The 16,910-nt window shown below is 48.0% G+C and carries 14 protein-coding genes and 1 riboswitch; of the genes, 4 read left to right on the top strand and 10 right to left on the bottom strand.

From position 1 onward, the window contains the following. Positions 1-109: 109 nt before the first annotated feature. From parE to D0C16_RS22465, 8 genes are all read right to left on the bottom strand, one after another. On the bottom strand, positions 110-1,999 hold the full coding sequence (gene parE, locus D0C16_RS22500; protein WP_151034413.1) for a DNA topoisomerase IV subunit B: 1,890 nt from the start codon (positions 1,997-1,999) through the stop codon (positions 110-112). 68 nt (positions 2,000-2,067) lie between these two features. Next, positions 2,068-2,649 carry a YqiA/YcfP family alpha/beta fold hydrolase gene (locus D0C16_RS22495; RefSeq protein WP_151034412.1) on the bottom strand — a complete coding sequence of 194 codons (582 nt, stop codon included), beginning with the start codon at positions 2,647-2,649 and terminating at the stop codon, positions 2,068-2,070. A gap of 8 nt (positions 2,650-2,657) precedes the next feature. Continuing rightward, on the bottom strand, positions 2,658-3,440 hold the full coding sequence (cpdA, locus tag D0C16_RS22490; protein ID WP_151034411.1) for a 3',5'-cyclic-AMP phosphodiesterase: 783 nt from the start codon (positions 3,438-3,440) through the stop codon (positions 2,658-2,660). Between the two features lie 222 nt (positions 3,441-3,662). Next, on the bottom strand, positions 3,663-4,151 hold the full coding sequence (locus tag D0C16_RS22485; RefSeq protein ID WP_151034410.1) for a DUF1249 domain-containing protein: 489 nt from the start codon (positions 4,149-4,151) through the stop codon (positions 3,663-3,665). A gap of 136 nt (positions 4,152-4,287) precedes the next feature. Then, positions 4,288-4,902 carry an NUDIX domain-containing protein gene (locus D0C16_RS22480; protein ID WP_151034409.1) on the bottom strand — a complete coding sequence of 205 codons (615 nt, stop codon included), beginning with the start codon at positions 4,900-4,902 and terminating at the stop codon, positions 4,288-4,290. 87 nt (positions 4,903-4,989) lie between these two features. Next, on the bottom strand, positions 4,990-6,900 hold the full coding sequence (gene thiC, locus D0C16_RS22475; RefSeq protein WP_151034408.1) for a phosphomethylpyrimidine synthase ThiC: 1,911 nt from the start codon (positions 6,898-6,900) through the stop codon (positions 4,990-4,992). A gap of 110 nt (positions 6,901-7,010) precedes the next feature. Beyond that, the gene (gene thiD / locus D0C16_RS22470; protein WP_151034407.1) at positions 7,011-7,823 is read right to left on the bottom strand and encodes a bifunctional hydroxymethylpyrimidine kinase/phosphomethylpyrimidine kinase; all 813 of its coding nucleotides are present in this window, start codon (positions 7,821-7,823) and stop codon (positions 7,011-7,013) included. A gap of 62 nt (positions 7,824-7,885) precedes the next feature. After that, positions 7,886-7,984, bottom strand: a riboswitch (TPP riboswitch). 141 nt (positions 7,985-8,125) lie between these two features. Continuing rightward, entirely contained in the window at positions 8,126-9,361 is a 1,236-nt protein-coding gene (locus D0C16_RS22465) for a sodium:proton antiporter (protein ID WP_151034406.1), read from the bottom strand. A 666-nt stretch (positions 9,362-10,027) separates the two neighbouring features. On the opposite strand from D0C16_RS22465, the gene D0C16_RS22460 reads away from it, so the two are divergent. The 3 genes from D0C16_RS22460 to D0C16_RS22450 all read left to right on the top strand — a co-directional run bounded on the left by D0C16_RS22460 (position 10,028) and on the right by D0C16_RS22450 (position 13,948). After that, positions 10,028-11,392: a TolC family outer membrane protein gene (locus D0C16_RS22460; protein ID WP_151034405.1), complete on the top strand. Its 1,365-nt coding sequence runs from the start codon at positions 10,028-10,030 to the stop codon at positions 11,390-11,392. Positions 11,393-11,543: 151 nt separating this feature from the next. Next, positions 11,544-12,719: a glycoside hydrolase family 26 protein gene (locus D0C16_RS22455; RefSeq protein ID WP_191968596.1), complete on the top strand. Its 1,176-nt coding sequence runs from the start codon at positions 11,544-11,546 to the stop codon at positions 12,717-12,719. Positions 12,720-12,994: 275 nt separating this feature from the next. Further along, positions 12,995-13,948 carry a pectate lyase gene (locus D0C16_RS22450; protein WP_151034403.1) on the top strand — a complete coding sequence of 318 codons (954 nt, stop codon included), beginning with the start codon at positions 12,995-12,997 and terminating at the stop codon, positions 13,946-13,948. Between the two features lie 132 nt (positions 13,949-14,080). On the opposite strand, the gene waaA is transcribed toward D0C16_RS22450, so the two are convergent. Continuing rightward, positions 14,081-15,358, bottom strand: a complete 1,278-nt coding sequence (gene waaA, locus D0C16_RS22445) for a lipid IV(A) 3-deoxy-D-manno-octulosonic acid transferase (protein WP_151034402.1) — start codon at positions 15,356-15,358, stop codon at positions 14,081-14,083. Between the two features lie 180 nt (positions 15,359-15,538). Here waaA and D0C16_RS24815 point away from each other — a divergent pair, with 180 nt between their 5' ends. Continuing rightward, positions 15,539-15,937 carry an MAPEG family protein gene (locus D0C16_RS24815; protein WP_151034401.1) on the top strand — a complete coding sequence of 133 codons (399 nt, stop codon included), beginning with the start codon at positions 15,539-15,541 and terminating at the stop codon, positions 15,935-15,937. A gap of 11 nt (positions 15,938-15,948) precedes the next feature. Here D0C16_RS24815 and D0C16_RS22435 read toward each other — a convergent pair whose 3' ends face one another. After that, positions 15,949-16,683, bottom strand: coding sequence for a lipopolysaccharide assembly protein LapB (locus D0C16_RS22435; protein WP_151034400.1), 735 nt, complete (start codon positions 16,681-16,683; stop codon positions 15,949-15,951). Positions 16,684-16,910: the final 227 nt, after the last annotated feature.

Below are 16,910 nucleotides of genomic sequence, written 5' to 3'. Positions count from 1 at the left end.
GACGAACGCATTGGTTAGTCCATCCAATATGAGCCACTCCGGTGGCTCTTTTTATTTTCAGTGGCCATCAGGTAGCATTACTCACCGCTACCCAATAGCGCTTGAGCATTTACACCGCAATTTCCGCTAAATTACCTTTTTCTTCCAACCAATTTTTGCGATCACTCGCCCTTTTCTTGGCGAGCATCATATCCATCACTTGCAGAGTTTCATCGCCTTCTTCAATGGTAAGCTGTACCAGACGACGTGTGTCGCGCGCCATGGTGGTTTCGCGCAATTGTAAAGGGTTCATTTCACCCAAACCTTTAAAGCGCTGCACATTGGGTTTGCCTTTTTTATTTTCCGCTGCAATGCGATTTAGCACACCGTTTTTCTCACCTTCATCAAGGGCGTAATAAACTTCTTTGCCGATGTCGATACGATAGAGTGGCGGCATAGCAACAAAAACATGGCCATTGCGCACCAGCACAGGAAAATGTTTTACAAAGAGCGCACACAATAAAGTTGCGATGTGCAAACCATCCGAGTCGGCGTCGGCGAGAATGCAAATCTTGTGGTAGCGCAATTCACTCAGATCCTCACTGCCCGGGTCCATACCGATAGCAACCGAAATATCGTGAACTTCCTGGCTCGCCAGAATTTCCGACGAGTCGACCTCCCAGGTATTCAGGATTTTTCCGCGCAGCGGCATAATCGCCTGGAATTCGCGATCGCGTGCTTGCTTTGCCGAACCACCTGCGGAATCCCCTTCCACCAAAAACAGTTCACTGCGCGCCGGATCACCACTGGAACAGTCGGCCAATTTACCGGGTAATGCAGGCCCCTGGGTAACCCGTTTACGTTCAATTTTTTTACTCGCGCGCACGCGTTTCTGCGCGTTGCTAATACAAAATTCAGCGAGTTTGTCACCGTCTTCAGTGTGTTGGTTTAGCCAGAGCGCAAACGCATCTTTGGTGATGCCGGAGACAAACGCGGCGGCTTCACGCGAGGTTAACCGCTCTTTGGTCTGACCAGAAAATTGTGGGTCAGCGTGTTTGTAGGAGAGCACATAACAACACGCATTCCACAAATCTTCCGGTGCGAGTTTAATGCCGCGCGGAATTAAATTGCGGAATTCACAATAATCGCGCAGCGCATCCAGCAAGCCAGTGCGCAAGCCATTCACATGAGTTCCACCCTGCGCGGTGGGAATCAGGTTTACGTAACTTTCCTGAATTAATTCACCGCCTTCCGGCAACCATTGCACCGCCCAACTAACGGCTTCTGTTTGACCGCTAAAATCGCCCACAAAAGGTTGTTCTGGCAAGGTAAGCCATTCTTTGGTAGCACCGGCAAGATAATCTTTTAAACCGTCTTCGTAATACCAAACATCCTTCTCACCCGTTTGCTCATCCACAAAGGTAACGGTCAGGCCAGGGCACAAGACTGCTTTTGCGCGCAGCACATGGCGCAAACGGCTGACCGAAAATTTGTTGGAATCAAAATATTGCGGGTTTGGTAAAAAATGAACGCTGGTCCCCGTTTGGCGTTTGGGGCAAGTATCAATAATTTCCAAATCGCTGGCTTTATCGCCGTTGGAAAAACCCATCTGGTAAACATTGCCATCGCGCTTAACAGTCACAATTAATTTTTCTGACAACGCGTTTACGACGGACACACCTACACCGTGTAAACCACCGGAAAATTGGTAATTTTTGTTGGAGAATTTTCCACCCGCATGGAGCGTACACAAAATAACTTCCACACCGGGTTTGCCCTGCTCGGGGTGAATATCCACCGGCATACCACGGCCATCGTCAATCACCGTGATGGAATGGTCTTTGTGCAAAATGACGTCGATAGATTTCGCATGGCCGGCCAGCGCTTCATCCACCGAGTTATCGATAATTTCCTGAGCCAGGTGATTGGGGCGTGTGGTTTCGGTATACATGCCCGGGCGCTTTTTAACGGGGTCTAATCCCGTGAGTACTTCAATATCTTCTGCGGAATAATTAGCCATTTTTTAATTGCTTTCTTTGTTAGATAAAGAACGGTGAAATAAATAATCGTGAATTTACAAACTGCGCATCAACAATCTGTGCGTTGAAAAAAATCGATGCAACTCGGCAGGTAACGCTCAAATCCCTGAAAGGCGTGATCACCACCCTCTTCAACCGTTTGTTTGCAACCGGCGTATTTTTGTACGGCCAGACGGTAGTCCAGGGTTTCATCGCCTGTTTGCACGAGCAGCCAATAATTGGCGGTGCGGGTCGGCGGTACATCAACGGCAATTATTTCGTCGATGTGACCTGCGCTTAAACGGTAGCTATCATCCGTGTGATAACTTTTCAGGTCAACCTCTAAATAACCCGGCATAAAATTCTGAGGGCTCACCGCGGGGTTAATCAACACGGCACGCAGATTATATTTTTCCGCCAACCAGGTTGCCCAAAAGCCACCCAGCGAACTCCCCATCAGGTAAACCGGTTGGGGCAACAAGCGTTCAACCAACGACTCAAGAATGGCTTGGGTCTGCGCGGGATATGGGGGGAGCTGAGGGCAGTAAAAGTCGATCCCGGGGTAAGTTGTGATTAGCCACTCGCCGGTTTGGCGGGCTTTAAACGAGAAGGGAGAACTGAGGAAACCGTGGATATACAGCAATGCGGCCATGGGTCGATTTAATAACCAGCCGATTTGTAATCAATTACGTAGTTTTTTCCGGTGACCCGTGCAACACCTGTAGCAAAACTGCCGTCATCATTCAGCTCAAACCAACGGTATCCTGGCATCAGGGTATCTACCGTAAAATCTTCACACAATGGTTTGAATTGCACACAGGTTGACGGTGTAGCTAACAGCTCTACCCCGTTACGCAGAGCACGAAATTCCTGATGAACATGACCCCAGGTAATAATTTTTACGTTGGGATGCGCGTCAGTAAGCTGGAAAAAAGCATCCGCATTGCGCACTACATATTGATCAATCCATACGCTGCCAACCGGGACTGGTTGATGATGCAGGGAGACAATAATGTTTTTATCAGGATGTGCCGTCAGAATATGTTCCAAATAATCCAGTTCGCTGGCCGCCAATTGACCGTAGACCTGGCCTGGAACACTGGAATCCAGCAATACTACCAACCACTTTCCCAGCTCCACCAACCGCCCTTGAATCTTCAGTGCATCCTGGCTGGATTCCATAATATCGGCATCATCATGATTACCAGCCAGCCAACTAAGTGGCTGGGAAAAATAGCGCCGAACAATTCGCTCGTAGCGGGTATAGCAATCGATGTGACCGGCACTGGCAACGTCACCCGTACAAAGTAAATGATCAAAGGAAGCTTCCGCCTGTTGGATCAGCTGAAGCACATCCTCAAGGCTTTGGTCGGTGTTTAGTCCCAGCAGGGTCTCACTTTGCTGTGGTCCCAGATGGCAATCGGTGATCTGAATCAGACGCACTGGTAGTTCTCATTCCCGGTTTGTTTAAGTCTGGTTGATATATTTTAGTTATTAATGGCGGGCTTCCATCCTGACTCATGTGGACTGTGATGTCAGAATGGATAAATATCATTCGCAAGATATACGCTAACCCGGGTTTTCGCCAGCCTGAGCCCAGCGAAAACATAGGTTTCTACGTTAAAAGATGTAAATTTTGTGAAGGAGATAGAACTACCAGCAATATCAGAATTGAAAACTGGTGTCGGGAGTAAACGCCTGCTCAAGGCACAGATTTAACCACTCCCCCAAAAAGCGGTTGAGTTGGTATTTTTCGTCGCTCTGGTACATAGATTGGTTGGGGTACTCATAACGGGGCCGCAATCGCTTATGCCCCTCCCATGCCAAAACTTCAGCCAGTTTGGCGTCGTGATACATCCGCAGGGTTAATTTCGGCATCGCCAACCACTCTGAGCTGATACCCACACAGGTACGACTCAACTCCAGGGTAGTGGTGTAAGGCGAGCGCTCTAGAACACGCAATAAATGCAGCCATTGGTGATCGCCACGAGCCACGATAAAACGAAATTCATTCCGGGATTTATCAGCAACCAGCTTGGTCAAACGCATGTAATTCGCCTCACACTCCGCCATTTGCAACGGCAAATCCACCTTATAACGCTCTTTATAAGTCACGTAATCAGGTTGAGGTTTCTTAACACGCAATGTAAACATAGATACCCATAAGGCTGGCTAAAAAAATCGGGCTCGTAATAGTAATGTAACGCCCTAAATATACACAGCGAATAATTAGTGCTTGAGCAAGAGTGTCAGCCAGACTCATCCCCAAGTCAATGGGTGAAAAAAATTATTACAAAGTAGCGCGTAAGCGGCTACGATTTAACTGTAGCCATTGCAAACAAATGAGCGCTGCGGCGTTATTAAATTTTCCTTGTAATAACTCGGCGAACACTTCGTCCGCCATAAATACGTGCACACGAATATCTTCGCCCTCTTCCGGCAATCCGTAAACACCACCAGCTTGACTTAAATCGCACAATCCGCAATAAAGATGCAATTTTTCGTCACAACCGCCGGGGCTAGATAAATAATTGCAAATGTACTCCAACGCATAGGGCTCAATATTTGCTTCTTCTTTTAGCTCGCGCCTCGCCACATCCTCCGGTGATTCCCCTTCCTCCAGCATACCCGCGACCACTTCGTAGCACCAGGGTCCATTAGGCTCGTCCAATGCTCCCACACGAAATTGTTCGACCAGACCGATTGAATCGCGCGCTGGATCATAAAGCACCACGGCGACCGCTTCACCACGCACAAATAATTCGCGCCCAATTTCTTTACCCCAATCACCGTTAAATAATTTGTGGCGAAGAAAAATTTTTTCAACACGAAAAAAACGCTTATACATTTCTTCACGACGAATAATTTCTACATCGGCGCGCGTGAATTCAGGTTTTTTGATCATGATAAGTCCTGTTAAACACCCCCCCATTTTGTGGAAAACGGGGGAGTAAGAAAACGAAAGCTATTGGAAAGACACTGCCATCTGGAATTAAACCTTGTGGTACAGCTCCGCCCCCTGCGCCATAAACTCTTTGGATTTTTGCTGCATCTCAGCTTCCACATCAATCATACGCACCAATTGATCCTCATTAATGCCCTCCACATTTACACCCTGTTGAGCGGCGTAATCACGCACTTCCTGAGTAATTTTCATGGAACAAAATTTAGGGCCGCACATAGAGCAGAAGTGTGCAACTTTGGCAGACTCTTTCGGCAAGGTTTCGTCGTGGTAGGAGCGCGCAGTGTCCGGGTCCAGACCTAAATTAAATTGATCCTCCCAACGGAATTCAAACCGCGCTTTGGATAACGCGTTATCGCGCAATTGTGCACCCGGATGGCCTTTCGCCAAATCGGCAGCATGTGCAGCAATTTTGTACGTGATGATACCTTCTTTCACATCATCTTTATTAGGCAAACCCAAATGCTCTTTTGGTGTTACGTAGCAAAGCATGGCGCAGCCGTACCAGCCGATCATGGCGGCACCTATTCCAGAAGTAATGTGATCGTAACCCGGGGCAATATCAGTGGTTAATGGGCCAAGCGTATAGAAAGGTGCTTCATCGCACACTTCCAATTGCTTTTCCATGTTTTCCTTAATCATATGCATAGGCACATGACCAGGACCTTCAATCATCGTTTGCACATCGTGCTTCCAGGCAATTTTCGTCAACTCACCCAGGGTTTCCAATTCGCCAAATTGCGCTTCATCGTTCGCGTCCGCAATCGAACCGGGACGCAAGCCATCACCCAACGAAAAACTTACATCGTAAGCTTTCATGATTTCGCAAATTTCTTCAAAGTGGGTGTAAAGGAAATTTTCTTTGTGATGTGCGAGACACCACTTCGCCATAATGGAACCACCGCGCGACACAATACCTGTCACACGCTTGGCGGTGAGGGGAACATAACGCAACAATACGCCCGCGTGAATAGTAAAATAATCCACGCCCTGCTCTGCTTGTTCAATTAAAGTATCACGGAAAATTTCCCAGGTCAGATCTTCTGCAACACCATTTACTTTTTCCAGCGCCTGATAGATTGGCACAGTACCGATAGGCACGTGGGAATTGCGAATAATCCATTCACGCGTTTCATGGATATTTTTGCCGGTGGACAAATCCATTACCGTGTCTGCACCCCAGCGTGCACCCCAGGTGAGCTTTTCCACTTCTTCTTCAATGGAAGAACCCAATGCCGAATTACCGATATTGCCATTAATTTTCACCAAAAAATTGCGCCCGATAATCATCGGTTCAACTTCCGGGTGATTGATGTTAGCAGGAATAATTGCACGACCACGCGCCACTTCGCTGCGCACAAATTCCGGGGTAATTTCATCCGGAATACTTGCACCGAAACTCATGCCGGCGTGCTGTTGCTTGAGCACACCCAGTTCACGTGCTTGCGCCAGCGCCATATTTTCACGAATGGCGATGTATTCCATTTCCGGAGTGATGATGCCTTTTTTAGCATAGTGCATTTGCGACACGTTCATACCGGCTTTGGCGCGACGCGGCTGGCGAGTCAGGTTAAACCGCAGATGATCGAGCGTGTCGTCACTCAAGCGCTGCTTGGTGAATTCAGAGTGACTATCTTGCAACACTTCAGTGTCATTGCGCTCTTCGATCCAGCGCGTGCGCACTTCTGGCAAGCCGGTGCGCAAATCAATTTTTACTGTTGGGTCAGTGTATGGGCCGGAGGTATCGTATACACGGACAGGTGCGTTTTTCTCGCCACCAAACGCGGTCGGGGTATCGTCCAGCGTAATTTCACGCATGGGCACTTGAATATCTTCGCGTGAGCCTTGCACATAGATTTTTTGTGAACCGGTAAAAGGTTGAATAGAGGCTTGATCCACCTCGGCGGTTTGGCTCAGGATTTTATCGACGCTGGTATTCATAGTGTCCTCGGCTTTTTTGTTAATTCGCTGATTTAATTAATATCAATATGTTGGTTTGATTTATCAAACCCAATTCATGGAGCAAGATCAGGGAGCAATAAATTGCGCCCCTACGGATGAAATTTATAAAAGTGGTGAACTGGGCCAGAGCCCTGCCCTATGTGTAATTTTTCTGAGTGCAGCAAGGCATTGTGCAAATAATCTTTGGCTTGTTTAACCGCATCCTGCAGCGACAAGTGTTTAGCCAGGCCGGCGGCAATGGCCGATGCCAACGTACAGCCTGTGCCGTGGGTGTTTTTGGTTTGCAGGCGCGGCGCAGAAAAAATCTCAACCCCGGATGTGGTCACCAACACATCACTCGCCTTGGCGCCGTCCGTATGACCACCTTTCATCAACACTGCTTTTGCACCCAGTGCCAATAATTTTTCCCCCTGTTTTTGCATTCCTGATAAATCAGTCGCGACAGTTTCATTCAATAACGCCGCAGCTTCGTGCAGGTTGGGGGTGATTAAAGAGGCAAGCGGAATTAATTGTTTGATCAAGGTATCGATCGCATCTTCCGCCAGCAATCGGTCGCCACTGGTCGCCACCATAACCGGATCAAGTACAAACGGGATCTGTGCATGAGGTCGCAAGGATTCTGCCACTGCCGCAATGATTTCAGCGGTCGCCAACATGCCGGTTTTGATCGCTCCTACGTGAATATCGCTCAACACCGACTGGATTTGCTGTTGCACAAATGCCGGCGGAATGGGCAACACCCCTTGAACTCCGAAGGTATTTTGCGCGGTGAGCGATGAAATAACGCTGCAGCCAAACACCCCCAAAGCAGAAAAGGCTTTGAGATCGGCTTGAATACCCGCACCGCCGCCGCTATCGCTACCGGCTATGGTTAAGGCAATGGGAGTGAATTCTTTGGTCATTGATTTCCGCAACAAAAAGTGGGCGCGGAAACAGAGAAAAACGCCAGACAGGCCAGATGCTTTGCTTGGAGGCTCTCGTTCCCTACGCCGGTACTAACCGGATCAGGTCGGCGGGTATATCTCAGCTAATAGCGTGACCATTAGCACCCCGACAAGAAAGTGGGCAGTCTATTGGAGTTGGTAGGTAGAGTAAAGCAAGAACCCCTCTCGCCTATTAAAGGAAGAGGGGTTCAAATCCCGGGAAAAAAGAGCTTTCGGCACTGCCCCCCTTTGATAAGGAAGGGGGGGGCAATAATCGAGGGTTATTTTTCCTGAGTTTTTAACAAGCCTAGCTTACCCGCCAACAACGCGGTAGTTGGAGCCTGAATCAGAATGGTACCCAGGATGAAGATAAAGGTAATCGCACCCACCACGTCAATACCAGGCACTTTCATACCAGCCAAAATACCTACCAGCGCTGCGGGAATTACCCCGGTTTCGCGTGTCCAGCTCATAAATACCAGCTCTTTCCAGGTCCACTTGGCGCGACGATCAGGTCCAGCGCAGAGGAATACCGTGACCGGGCGCGCGATGAAAATAAAGATAAACAGCAGCGCAATACCAACGCCCAAGTACTCTTTCAACAAATGGAAATCAACTTGCGAACCCAACAGGATAAAGATGAACATCCGCATCAGCAGCGCTGTGTTGCCCACATAGTCTTCCAGGTACTCGTGCTCATGATGGTCCATGGGTAAGCTGAATGACTCTTTGTTGCCAATCATCACACCGCAAGTAAATACCGCCATAAACCCGGACGCACCAATTTTGTCAGCCAGCAAATACACTGTGATTACCGCCAAAATGATCACAAACGGCGTTACCTCACGGAAAATACCCAAAGAGTTATGAGCCATCAGGAATGCCGCGGTGTACCCCACTATCGCCCCCAGCACCAAGCCCATACCTGCTTCATAAGCCAACTCACCCAGAGAATGCGTAAGGCTAAAGCTTTCGCCGCCGCCCATCACATAGGCTACCACCGCGAAGGTAGCAATCGCACCCATAGCGTCATTCAACGCAGACTCGCTCATTACCGTTTGCGATACGCGATCTTTAATCGGTACTTGTTTAAAGATGGGTACCAGGGTCGCCGGGTCGGTAGATGCCGTAAGTGCGGCGAGTACCAGTGCGATGGCAATCGGAATCCCCATCCACACGCTGGCCACCGTCATAATGGCGCCGGTAATTAACACCCCTGCAGTGGCAATAACCAACAAGGTGATCCAGATTTCCTTTAATACGGCGAAGCGCAAGGTCGCTCCGCCTTCAAACAGCAAATAACAAGCACCAATGGTCAGGATCAACTGGTTCATCGTGGAGTCTGCCGGCACGTGAAGCACCCCCCCGATGGTCGGCCCCAAACCGATCCCTATAAGAAGAAACAAGACGATATCGGGCACTTTGATTTTTTTGGCGATCACACCACCTAGCAACCCCGTAAAAATAATTATCCCGACATACATCAAGTCGAGCTTGGCGATATCCAGTGAAGACATGGCAACTCCGTTATAAAGGTTAAAAGTAAAAAATGAGCAAAACGAAAAGGGACATATCTTGCCGGGAGCGGAATGGGTTATCAGTCAATACTTCGCTCGGAAAATACGGCAATAGTGCTGGGCAGACGAAATCGTCAAATTAAATGCACAAAATGGGCGCGCATGATAAGAGCTGCCACCGGTGTGACGCAATCAAACATTTATAGACCAATGCGAAAAATTCGCAATTTGGCAATAACTCGAACTTTTTCTACCGAAAATCGAACCAAAGAATTCCTTAGAGGTAGCTAAAGGTAAGGATGACCCTGTTCAGTTGTTACAACCCCTGACATTTTTTGGGCGGGTGAATCTATATGCTGTGCAGTTACATCTAACCCTGTGTGGCAAGCATTGCACGTGCGTAGGCAATCGGTATAGAAAGGTAAAGTAAGGTTGAGACTTACATTTGTAACTTCACCCTGAGGCATTAGGACTTTACTCTTGCTACCACTGAACTTACGTTCACCGCTCGACCCGACACTGGCAAGCGGCTACACTCCACGCAACCGGATAACCTGTTCCTTAATAGTATTTTTAACAGTTAATCGAAAACGCGATTAACAATTAGCCAGGCAGTACCCTGGTGCCGAACTGGAATTCTTAAACTCTGGACTTTGGAACCCTCTTATGAAAAAGACCAAGCTTTACCTGCTCGTCAGCCTCTTCTCCCTGACCCCTTTTACCGTGAGCGCCAACAGTCTGTTTGATGTCTATGACCTGGCGTTACAAAACGATGCCCAATTAAAAGCTGATAAAGCCAAATACGAAGCCGGATTACAAAACAAAACTATCGCTCGCGCCGGCCTCCTGCCGCAGATTAACGCAGGCTACACCATTGGCAACACTGATACCGAATCCACCAACAACCTGAGCAATAGCACCACCAAGACTGATCTTGATAGCAAAGGCTGGGACATTTCCCTCACTCAACCTTTGTTCAATATGGCTCTCTGGTACAACTACAAACAGGGCGCCAAGTTGAGCGAGCAAGCTGAAGCCGTATTTGGTGCAGACCAACAAAGCCTGATCGTTCGCGTTGCTGAAGCCTACTTCAACGTATTGCGCTCAATTGAAACTCTCGAAGCAACCATCGCTGAGGAAAAAGCACTGGCTAAACAGCTGGAGCAGACAAAACAGCGTTTTGAAGTGGGCTTGACGGCGATTACTGAAGTACACGAAGCACAAGCAGCGTTCGATAGTGCTCGCGCCTCTACTCTTGAAGCGCGCGGCAACCTGGGCATAAGCTATGAAGCACTGGAAGTACTGACCGGCAAACCGGAAGACAAGGTAGCACCGCTGTCAGCGAAATTCCCGGTGGTAAATCCAACCCCGGCTTCACGTGCTGATTGGGTGGAGTTCTCCTTGAAAAACAACTACAACCTGAAAGCGTCCAGACTGCAGGCTGATGCCTCGTTACAAAACGCCAAAGCCTACAAAGCGGGTCACTTGCCCAAGGTTGGAGCGAGTCTCGGATATTCTGACAACGATACTGACGGCACCTCTGACGGCAACCCAATGGATGTCTCCAAAGATGGTAGCTCGGTAAATATTGCACTCGAAGTACCTATTTATAGCGGTGGCGCAACTTCAGGTCGCAGCCGTCAGGCTTATGCGCAATACACCCAGGCACAAGAGTTGTTTAACAGCACCCAACGCAACGTAATTCAAAACACACGGGCACTACACTTATCGGTAGAGACTGACGTTGCCGCCGTTCAAGCACGCAAACAAGCAATTGTGTCTAACCAATCAGCATTGGAAGCCACCCAATCAGGCTATGAAGTGGGCACCCGCAATTTGGTAGAAGTACTGCTTGCACAACGCAACCTGTATCAAGCGCGTCGTGATTACTCCAATGCATTGTATGACTACGTGATCGACACTATCAAACTGCGCGAAGTGGCAGGTATGCTAACACCGGCCGATGTGCAGGAAATTGATAAATGGTTGTTGGATGATTCGCTCGTAAGCCGTAGCAAATACGAAAACTAACCGAGCAATTATTCTCCGAACCATTATCGATTTACCAATAAAAATGCCGGGCTAGTTCCCGGCATTTTTATTGGTATCAATTGCTGTAATTTAACTCAACAGTTTTACCCGTTCGCGCACTAATAATAAATTTAGCTGAATGGAGTTACCCATGTATAAGCAGTTATTGTGGCAATTCGTATTAACACTCGCGGCCGTTTTTTTAAATTGTTCGGCGCATGCGCGTGCCACTGACAAAGCCAGCAACGCTAGCGCCAACCAATCGACACGCGCGGTGCAAGCCTATCTGGCTGCACTCAGTAACAATTCGATTCCCGGCGTAATTGCCGGGCAAAACGCGGGTCATAGCAGCGATTTACTCAGCACGGAAGGATTAACAGGGTATGCCCCGCTCATTCTTGATCTGCAAAAAGCAACGGGCGAAGCACCGGGCATGATTGGAGTGGATTACGAGCACGATAAAATCGCCACGCCCGCACAATTATCGGCGGTGAATAAAATTTTAATCAACTACTGGAACGCTGGCGGATTAGTCAGCATTAACTGGGCGCCACACAATCCCTGGTGGAACGACGAAACAGACATCGCACATAACGCCGGAATCTGGAGCGACACGCGCACCAAAGGTGGCGATATGAGCAAGGTAGAGTTAACGCAGCTTACTAATCCAAATTCCGCCCTGCATGATGTCTGGCACCGCAAACTGGACCGTATTGCCACTGCATTAAATGAATTGCAACAAGCCGGTGTGGTGGTGTTGTGGCGACCACTACAAGAAATGAATGGCGACTGGTTTTGGTGGGGAATAAGCAGTGCACCGAAAGATCCGCAACCCTATATTGATTTATGGATCGACATGTATCACTACCTCACCGTAGAAAAAAAATTAAATAATTTATTGTGGGTCTATTCACCCAATCAAGGCCCAACGTTGATGGAGCGGCTTTTTATCAAGCCAATTGATTGGCGTTATCCCGGTGAAAACTATGTGGACATTGTTGCCGGCACAGCCTATAACGATGACTTAACCATCCGCGATTACCAAGCCTATCAGCAATTTAATAAACCTATCGCTATAGCGGAATTTGGCCCCGTCGCCGGCGGCCCCCTCAGCCGTAGAGGGGAGCTGGACACTCAGCGTTACGGCCAGCAACTACAACAAAAATACCCTGCCATGGCTTATTGGATGAGTTGGTCAAGCTGGGATAACGGCGACGGTACTCAGGAATACCAGTCACTGATTCACAATAAAAATGCACAATTACTTCTAAAAAATTCTGCGGTTATCACACAATCACGTATTAATTGGAAACAATTTTTAAACTAAAAAAATTGAAAATGCCAATCTACTGTAGTGACACTCAAATCATTGCAGTAGCGTACACTCGTTCACAAAAACGATATCTGTCTGGTAAAGAAATTCCATTCCAGTAAAAAATACGTATAGTGATTTTGCTTTTCGCCGTACCAAGAGCACTAATAACTATAAAAAAGTCTGTACCTGTATTTCTGGAAAGCGGTAATTCCCCTGAAGATTCAGACTTACTTTGTTTCGGTCAATCCGTCTTTTTATCTTTCCTATAACTTGACGAGATTGTAATCATGCTAAAAAATTTATTTATCACCACCGCATTGCTCGGCTGCGCTGCCAGCGCATTTTCTGCATCCAATCGCCCAGAGGGCTACGTTACCATTTGCAAAATTGGCGAAACCTGCTCCGTGAGCAGCGCAACCAATGTTGCCTTTGGCGCTGCCGACAAATTTGTTTATAAAATTTTAAGCGGCAGTTTTAGTTGTAGCGTTGCCACTTTTGGTTCTGACCCAAACCCGTCCAAATCGGTAAAAGAATGCTCTATTCCGACATCGGGTTCCGGCGGCACTACATCTTCTACACCATCATCTTCCGGAAGTAACAGTAGTAGCGGTGGCTCGACTGGCAGCATTACCGGCGCAACCTGCGGCTCAGGTGGCAGTACCGTTAATGTAAGCGCAACGATAGTTGTTTCAAGCGGCACGTACGATGGCGGTTGCAAAGTATTTAACGCAACCAGTGCATTGGGTGACGGCAGCCAAAGCGAAAGTCAAAAGCCGGTATTTCGTGTCGAGAACGGCGCAACGCTCAAAAATGTAGTGCTTGGCAATAACGCAGCCGACGGCATTCATTTTTACAATGGCGGCACCATCGATAATATTCGCTGGACCAATGTGGGAGAGGATGCAATGACCATTAAATCCTCAGGCACTGTAAATGTGAAAAATATATCTGGATACGCGGGTTCAGATAAATTTATCCAGGTGAATGCGGCATCTACGCTGAATGTTTCCAATTGCGTGGTAGACAGTATGGGTAAATTCCTTCGGCAAAACGGTGGCACCACCTTCAAAATTGCCGTCAGTGTAGACCGCTGCCAAATCTCCAACATGGGCGAAGGTATTTTCCGTACCGATAGCTCCACCAGCACCGCAAAAATTACCAATAGCCGTTTGCGCAACGCCGGTTCTATTTGCATAGGCAAGTGGGCTAGCTGCACTAGTTCGGGAATTACGAATTATTAATGAGTAGATTTTTAAAATCGGAAATTTTTATTAATTTGTAGTTTCTGCGCAGATTAATTAAAAGTAGCAATAAAAACGCCGGGGAAATTCAGGCCCCCGGCGTTTTTTATTTTTCCTTTTGGCCGCGCCAGGTTACTTCAATACCGTATTGATGTGTGCGAAGGTTTTATCCAATGCACCGCGATTCTCCACCGCAACCCGCAACGCATTTTCGCCTTTGCACTTACGCAATTTAGCATCAACGACCAACTCGTACACACTGGCCGCCAGCTCATCGCTACTATGAACAATCGCCAACCCATCAGCTGCATGTAAGAGCGCTGATACCTCCGCAAAATTAAACAGATGCTCGCCACTTAATAAAGGTAACCCCCAAGCCGCTGGCTCAATAAAATTATGCCCACCATTGGGCACCAGGCTACCGCCCACGAACGCAATATCACTGGCACCAAACAGCAGCATTAACTCACCCATTGTATCACCCAGCAGAATATCCATATCCGCCGAAATCTCAGCGCGACTGCGACGCATGGTGCTAAAACCGCGCGATTCGCACAACTGCCCTACTCGTTCAAATCGCTCCGGGTGACGCGGAACCAAAATCAATAATAACGAATGCGCGTTATCACCCAATTTATTGCGCACTGCAGAAAAAGCATCGAGGATAATTTCATCTTCACCCTGATGAGTGCTGGCAGCAATCCATACGAGTCGTTCACTTGCTACATTGAATTTTGCTTTCAAATCAGCGGCGCGCGCACGCAGCTCATCGGTAAGTGTTAAATCAAATTTGATATTCCCCGTCACACGCAGTTTGGCCTCAGGCAAGCCGAGCTGGGTAAACCTTGCCGCGTCAGTCGTATTCTGGATCAAGGCTAACGTCAAATTATTTAACATCGGCGCAGTCAGCGCAGAAAAACGCGCATAACCGCGGGCTGATCGCTCAGACAAACGTCCGTTAATTAATAGCGCGGGAATTTTTCGGCGCGCGCAAGTAGCCAGGGTATTCGGCCACAACTCGGTTTCCATCACCAGATAAATGGCAGGGTTGATACGGGCAAAAAACCGGGCCAGTACATCGGGCACATCATAAGGCGCATATACATGAAAGACTGCATCTCCCAAAGTCGCCCTCACCCGTTCGGAGCCTGTGGGGGTGGTAGTGGTAATTACCAACTGCAGGGACTCATCAGCCAGCAACCGGCGAATCATCGGCAGTGCCGCTAAAAACTCACCGACCGACACCGTATGCAACCAAATCACCTTTTTAGTTGTGCGCAGATGCGGAAAAAAGCCAAACCGCTCAGCCCAACGGCGCGCATAAGCGGGTGCCGCAAAAGAGCGCCAAACAAGGCGCAATAAAATAAACGGCAACAACAAATAGAAAACACAGGAATAGAGAATACGCATAAGCTGGCCAACCCCAAAAACAGGCGCAAAGGATAACAAAAAAAGCTGGGGGATTCAGGTACCAATAACCCCGCAAACCTAGACCTACACTAATTTCAAGTCATGGGATCATATGGCAAGCAGGCAGCTATAGATTTATAGTGCGCAGCCTCAGTTTAAAAAAGCAAGAGAGCAATAAGAATGAAGGAACCACTAGCATTACTACTTATTTTAATGACATCAATGTTCGTTGTGGCGTTTGCATGTCGCATGTGGGCGGTTAAATGTGGTGAGGTAAAGCTGTCTCATTATGAAACGTTTCACATCAGTAAAGAGCCAGCGTACGTTACCAAAACAACGAATAACCTGAACAATTTATTCCAGCTCCCACCTATTTTTATTGCGGCCTGGGTCCTTGCTTTTAGCTTAGGTTATACGAGTGACGCGCTCGTGTTTAATGTCTGGGGCTTTGTTATTTCCAGATACATTCACACACTCGTGCATTTAACTATCAACCAGGTATTGGTGCGGTCACTCGTCTTTAGTGTTGGCTTATATTTTTTGGCGGCAATATGGATTGAATTGCTTTCGAAAATCTAATGCTAAAAAAATTATTGCGCAACTGGCTCCAGAATAATGCGCACAGGGCTACCGAGTTTTATGTCACCACGCACACGATAACCGGGTGCCGCTTCGCGCATTTTCTGGTAGATCCAACGGCCCTCAACATCGGTGCGCGCAATGATCATCGCCAGACTATTTGTCTCTTTCACTTTGTTAGTCACTTCGGCAATTCGCGCAAGAATTTTGGGATCATCTTTCCCTACCAGACTCGCATCCAGTAGAAATTCATGAGCACCGCCGCGATAAGGTTCTACCGGAGGCGCTGATTTAATTTGTTCGCTGAGCCCATCTGACACTTCTTTAATGAGCAAATTGGTTGGATCAACACTACGTGCATTATTCAGCATGGTGGTCGCCTGCGAATAATTACCGCGCGCCGCCGCCTGCCGAGCAAGATCTACATAGCGCATTACAATCCCCTGCAAGCCACCTTTTGCACGCTGGTTATTCGGGTCCAACTTGAGTGCCGCGCGAAAATAATCGTATGCATTGTCGTTTTTCGGCGTCAGCAACATGTTTTGTGACAATGTGTATTCGCCATTAAGAATCAGCATTTTAACCACCTGCTGCTCTTTGGTGAGCGGCGCTGGCGCTTGCACGACGGGTGCAGGCGGTGGGGGGGGCGGAGTTTTTTTCTTATTCATCCAGAAAGGTGTTTGGCAACCCTCCAACCCCAATCCAACAACAATTAACAACGCGCAACGAAAAACAATGCTCGACATAGGAAAACATCTCTTGGGAAACCTGTCCAAAAAATACCGACTTGCTGATAAACAACACTTGCTGTAGCAACACCGGCAATTGTTGATGACTTTACAGCAGCACAGAACAGGCAAATAAAATTTTCACGAAATCGCGACATCCAGGGAATGATAGCCATTGCCCAGTGTCCATAGGGTCGCGTATGTTACTGTAACTCTGCCTCGCAGACACCCGGAAACCATCATTA

The organism is Cellvibrio sp. KY-GH-1 (assembly GCF_008806975.1).
Lineage (GTDB): Bacteria > Pseudomonadota > Gammaproteobacteria > Pseudomonadales > Cellvibrionaceae > Cellvibrio.
The sequence above is the reverse complement of the archived record's forward strand: the minus strand, read 5'-3'. Positions and strand labels throughout refer to the sequence as shown.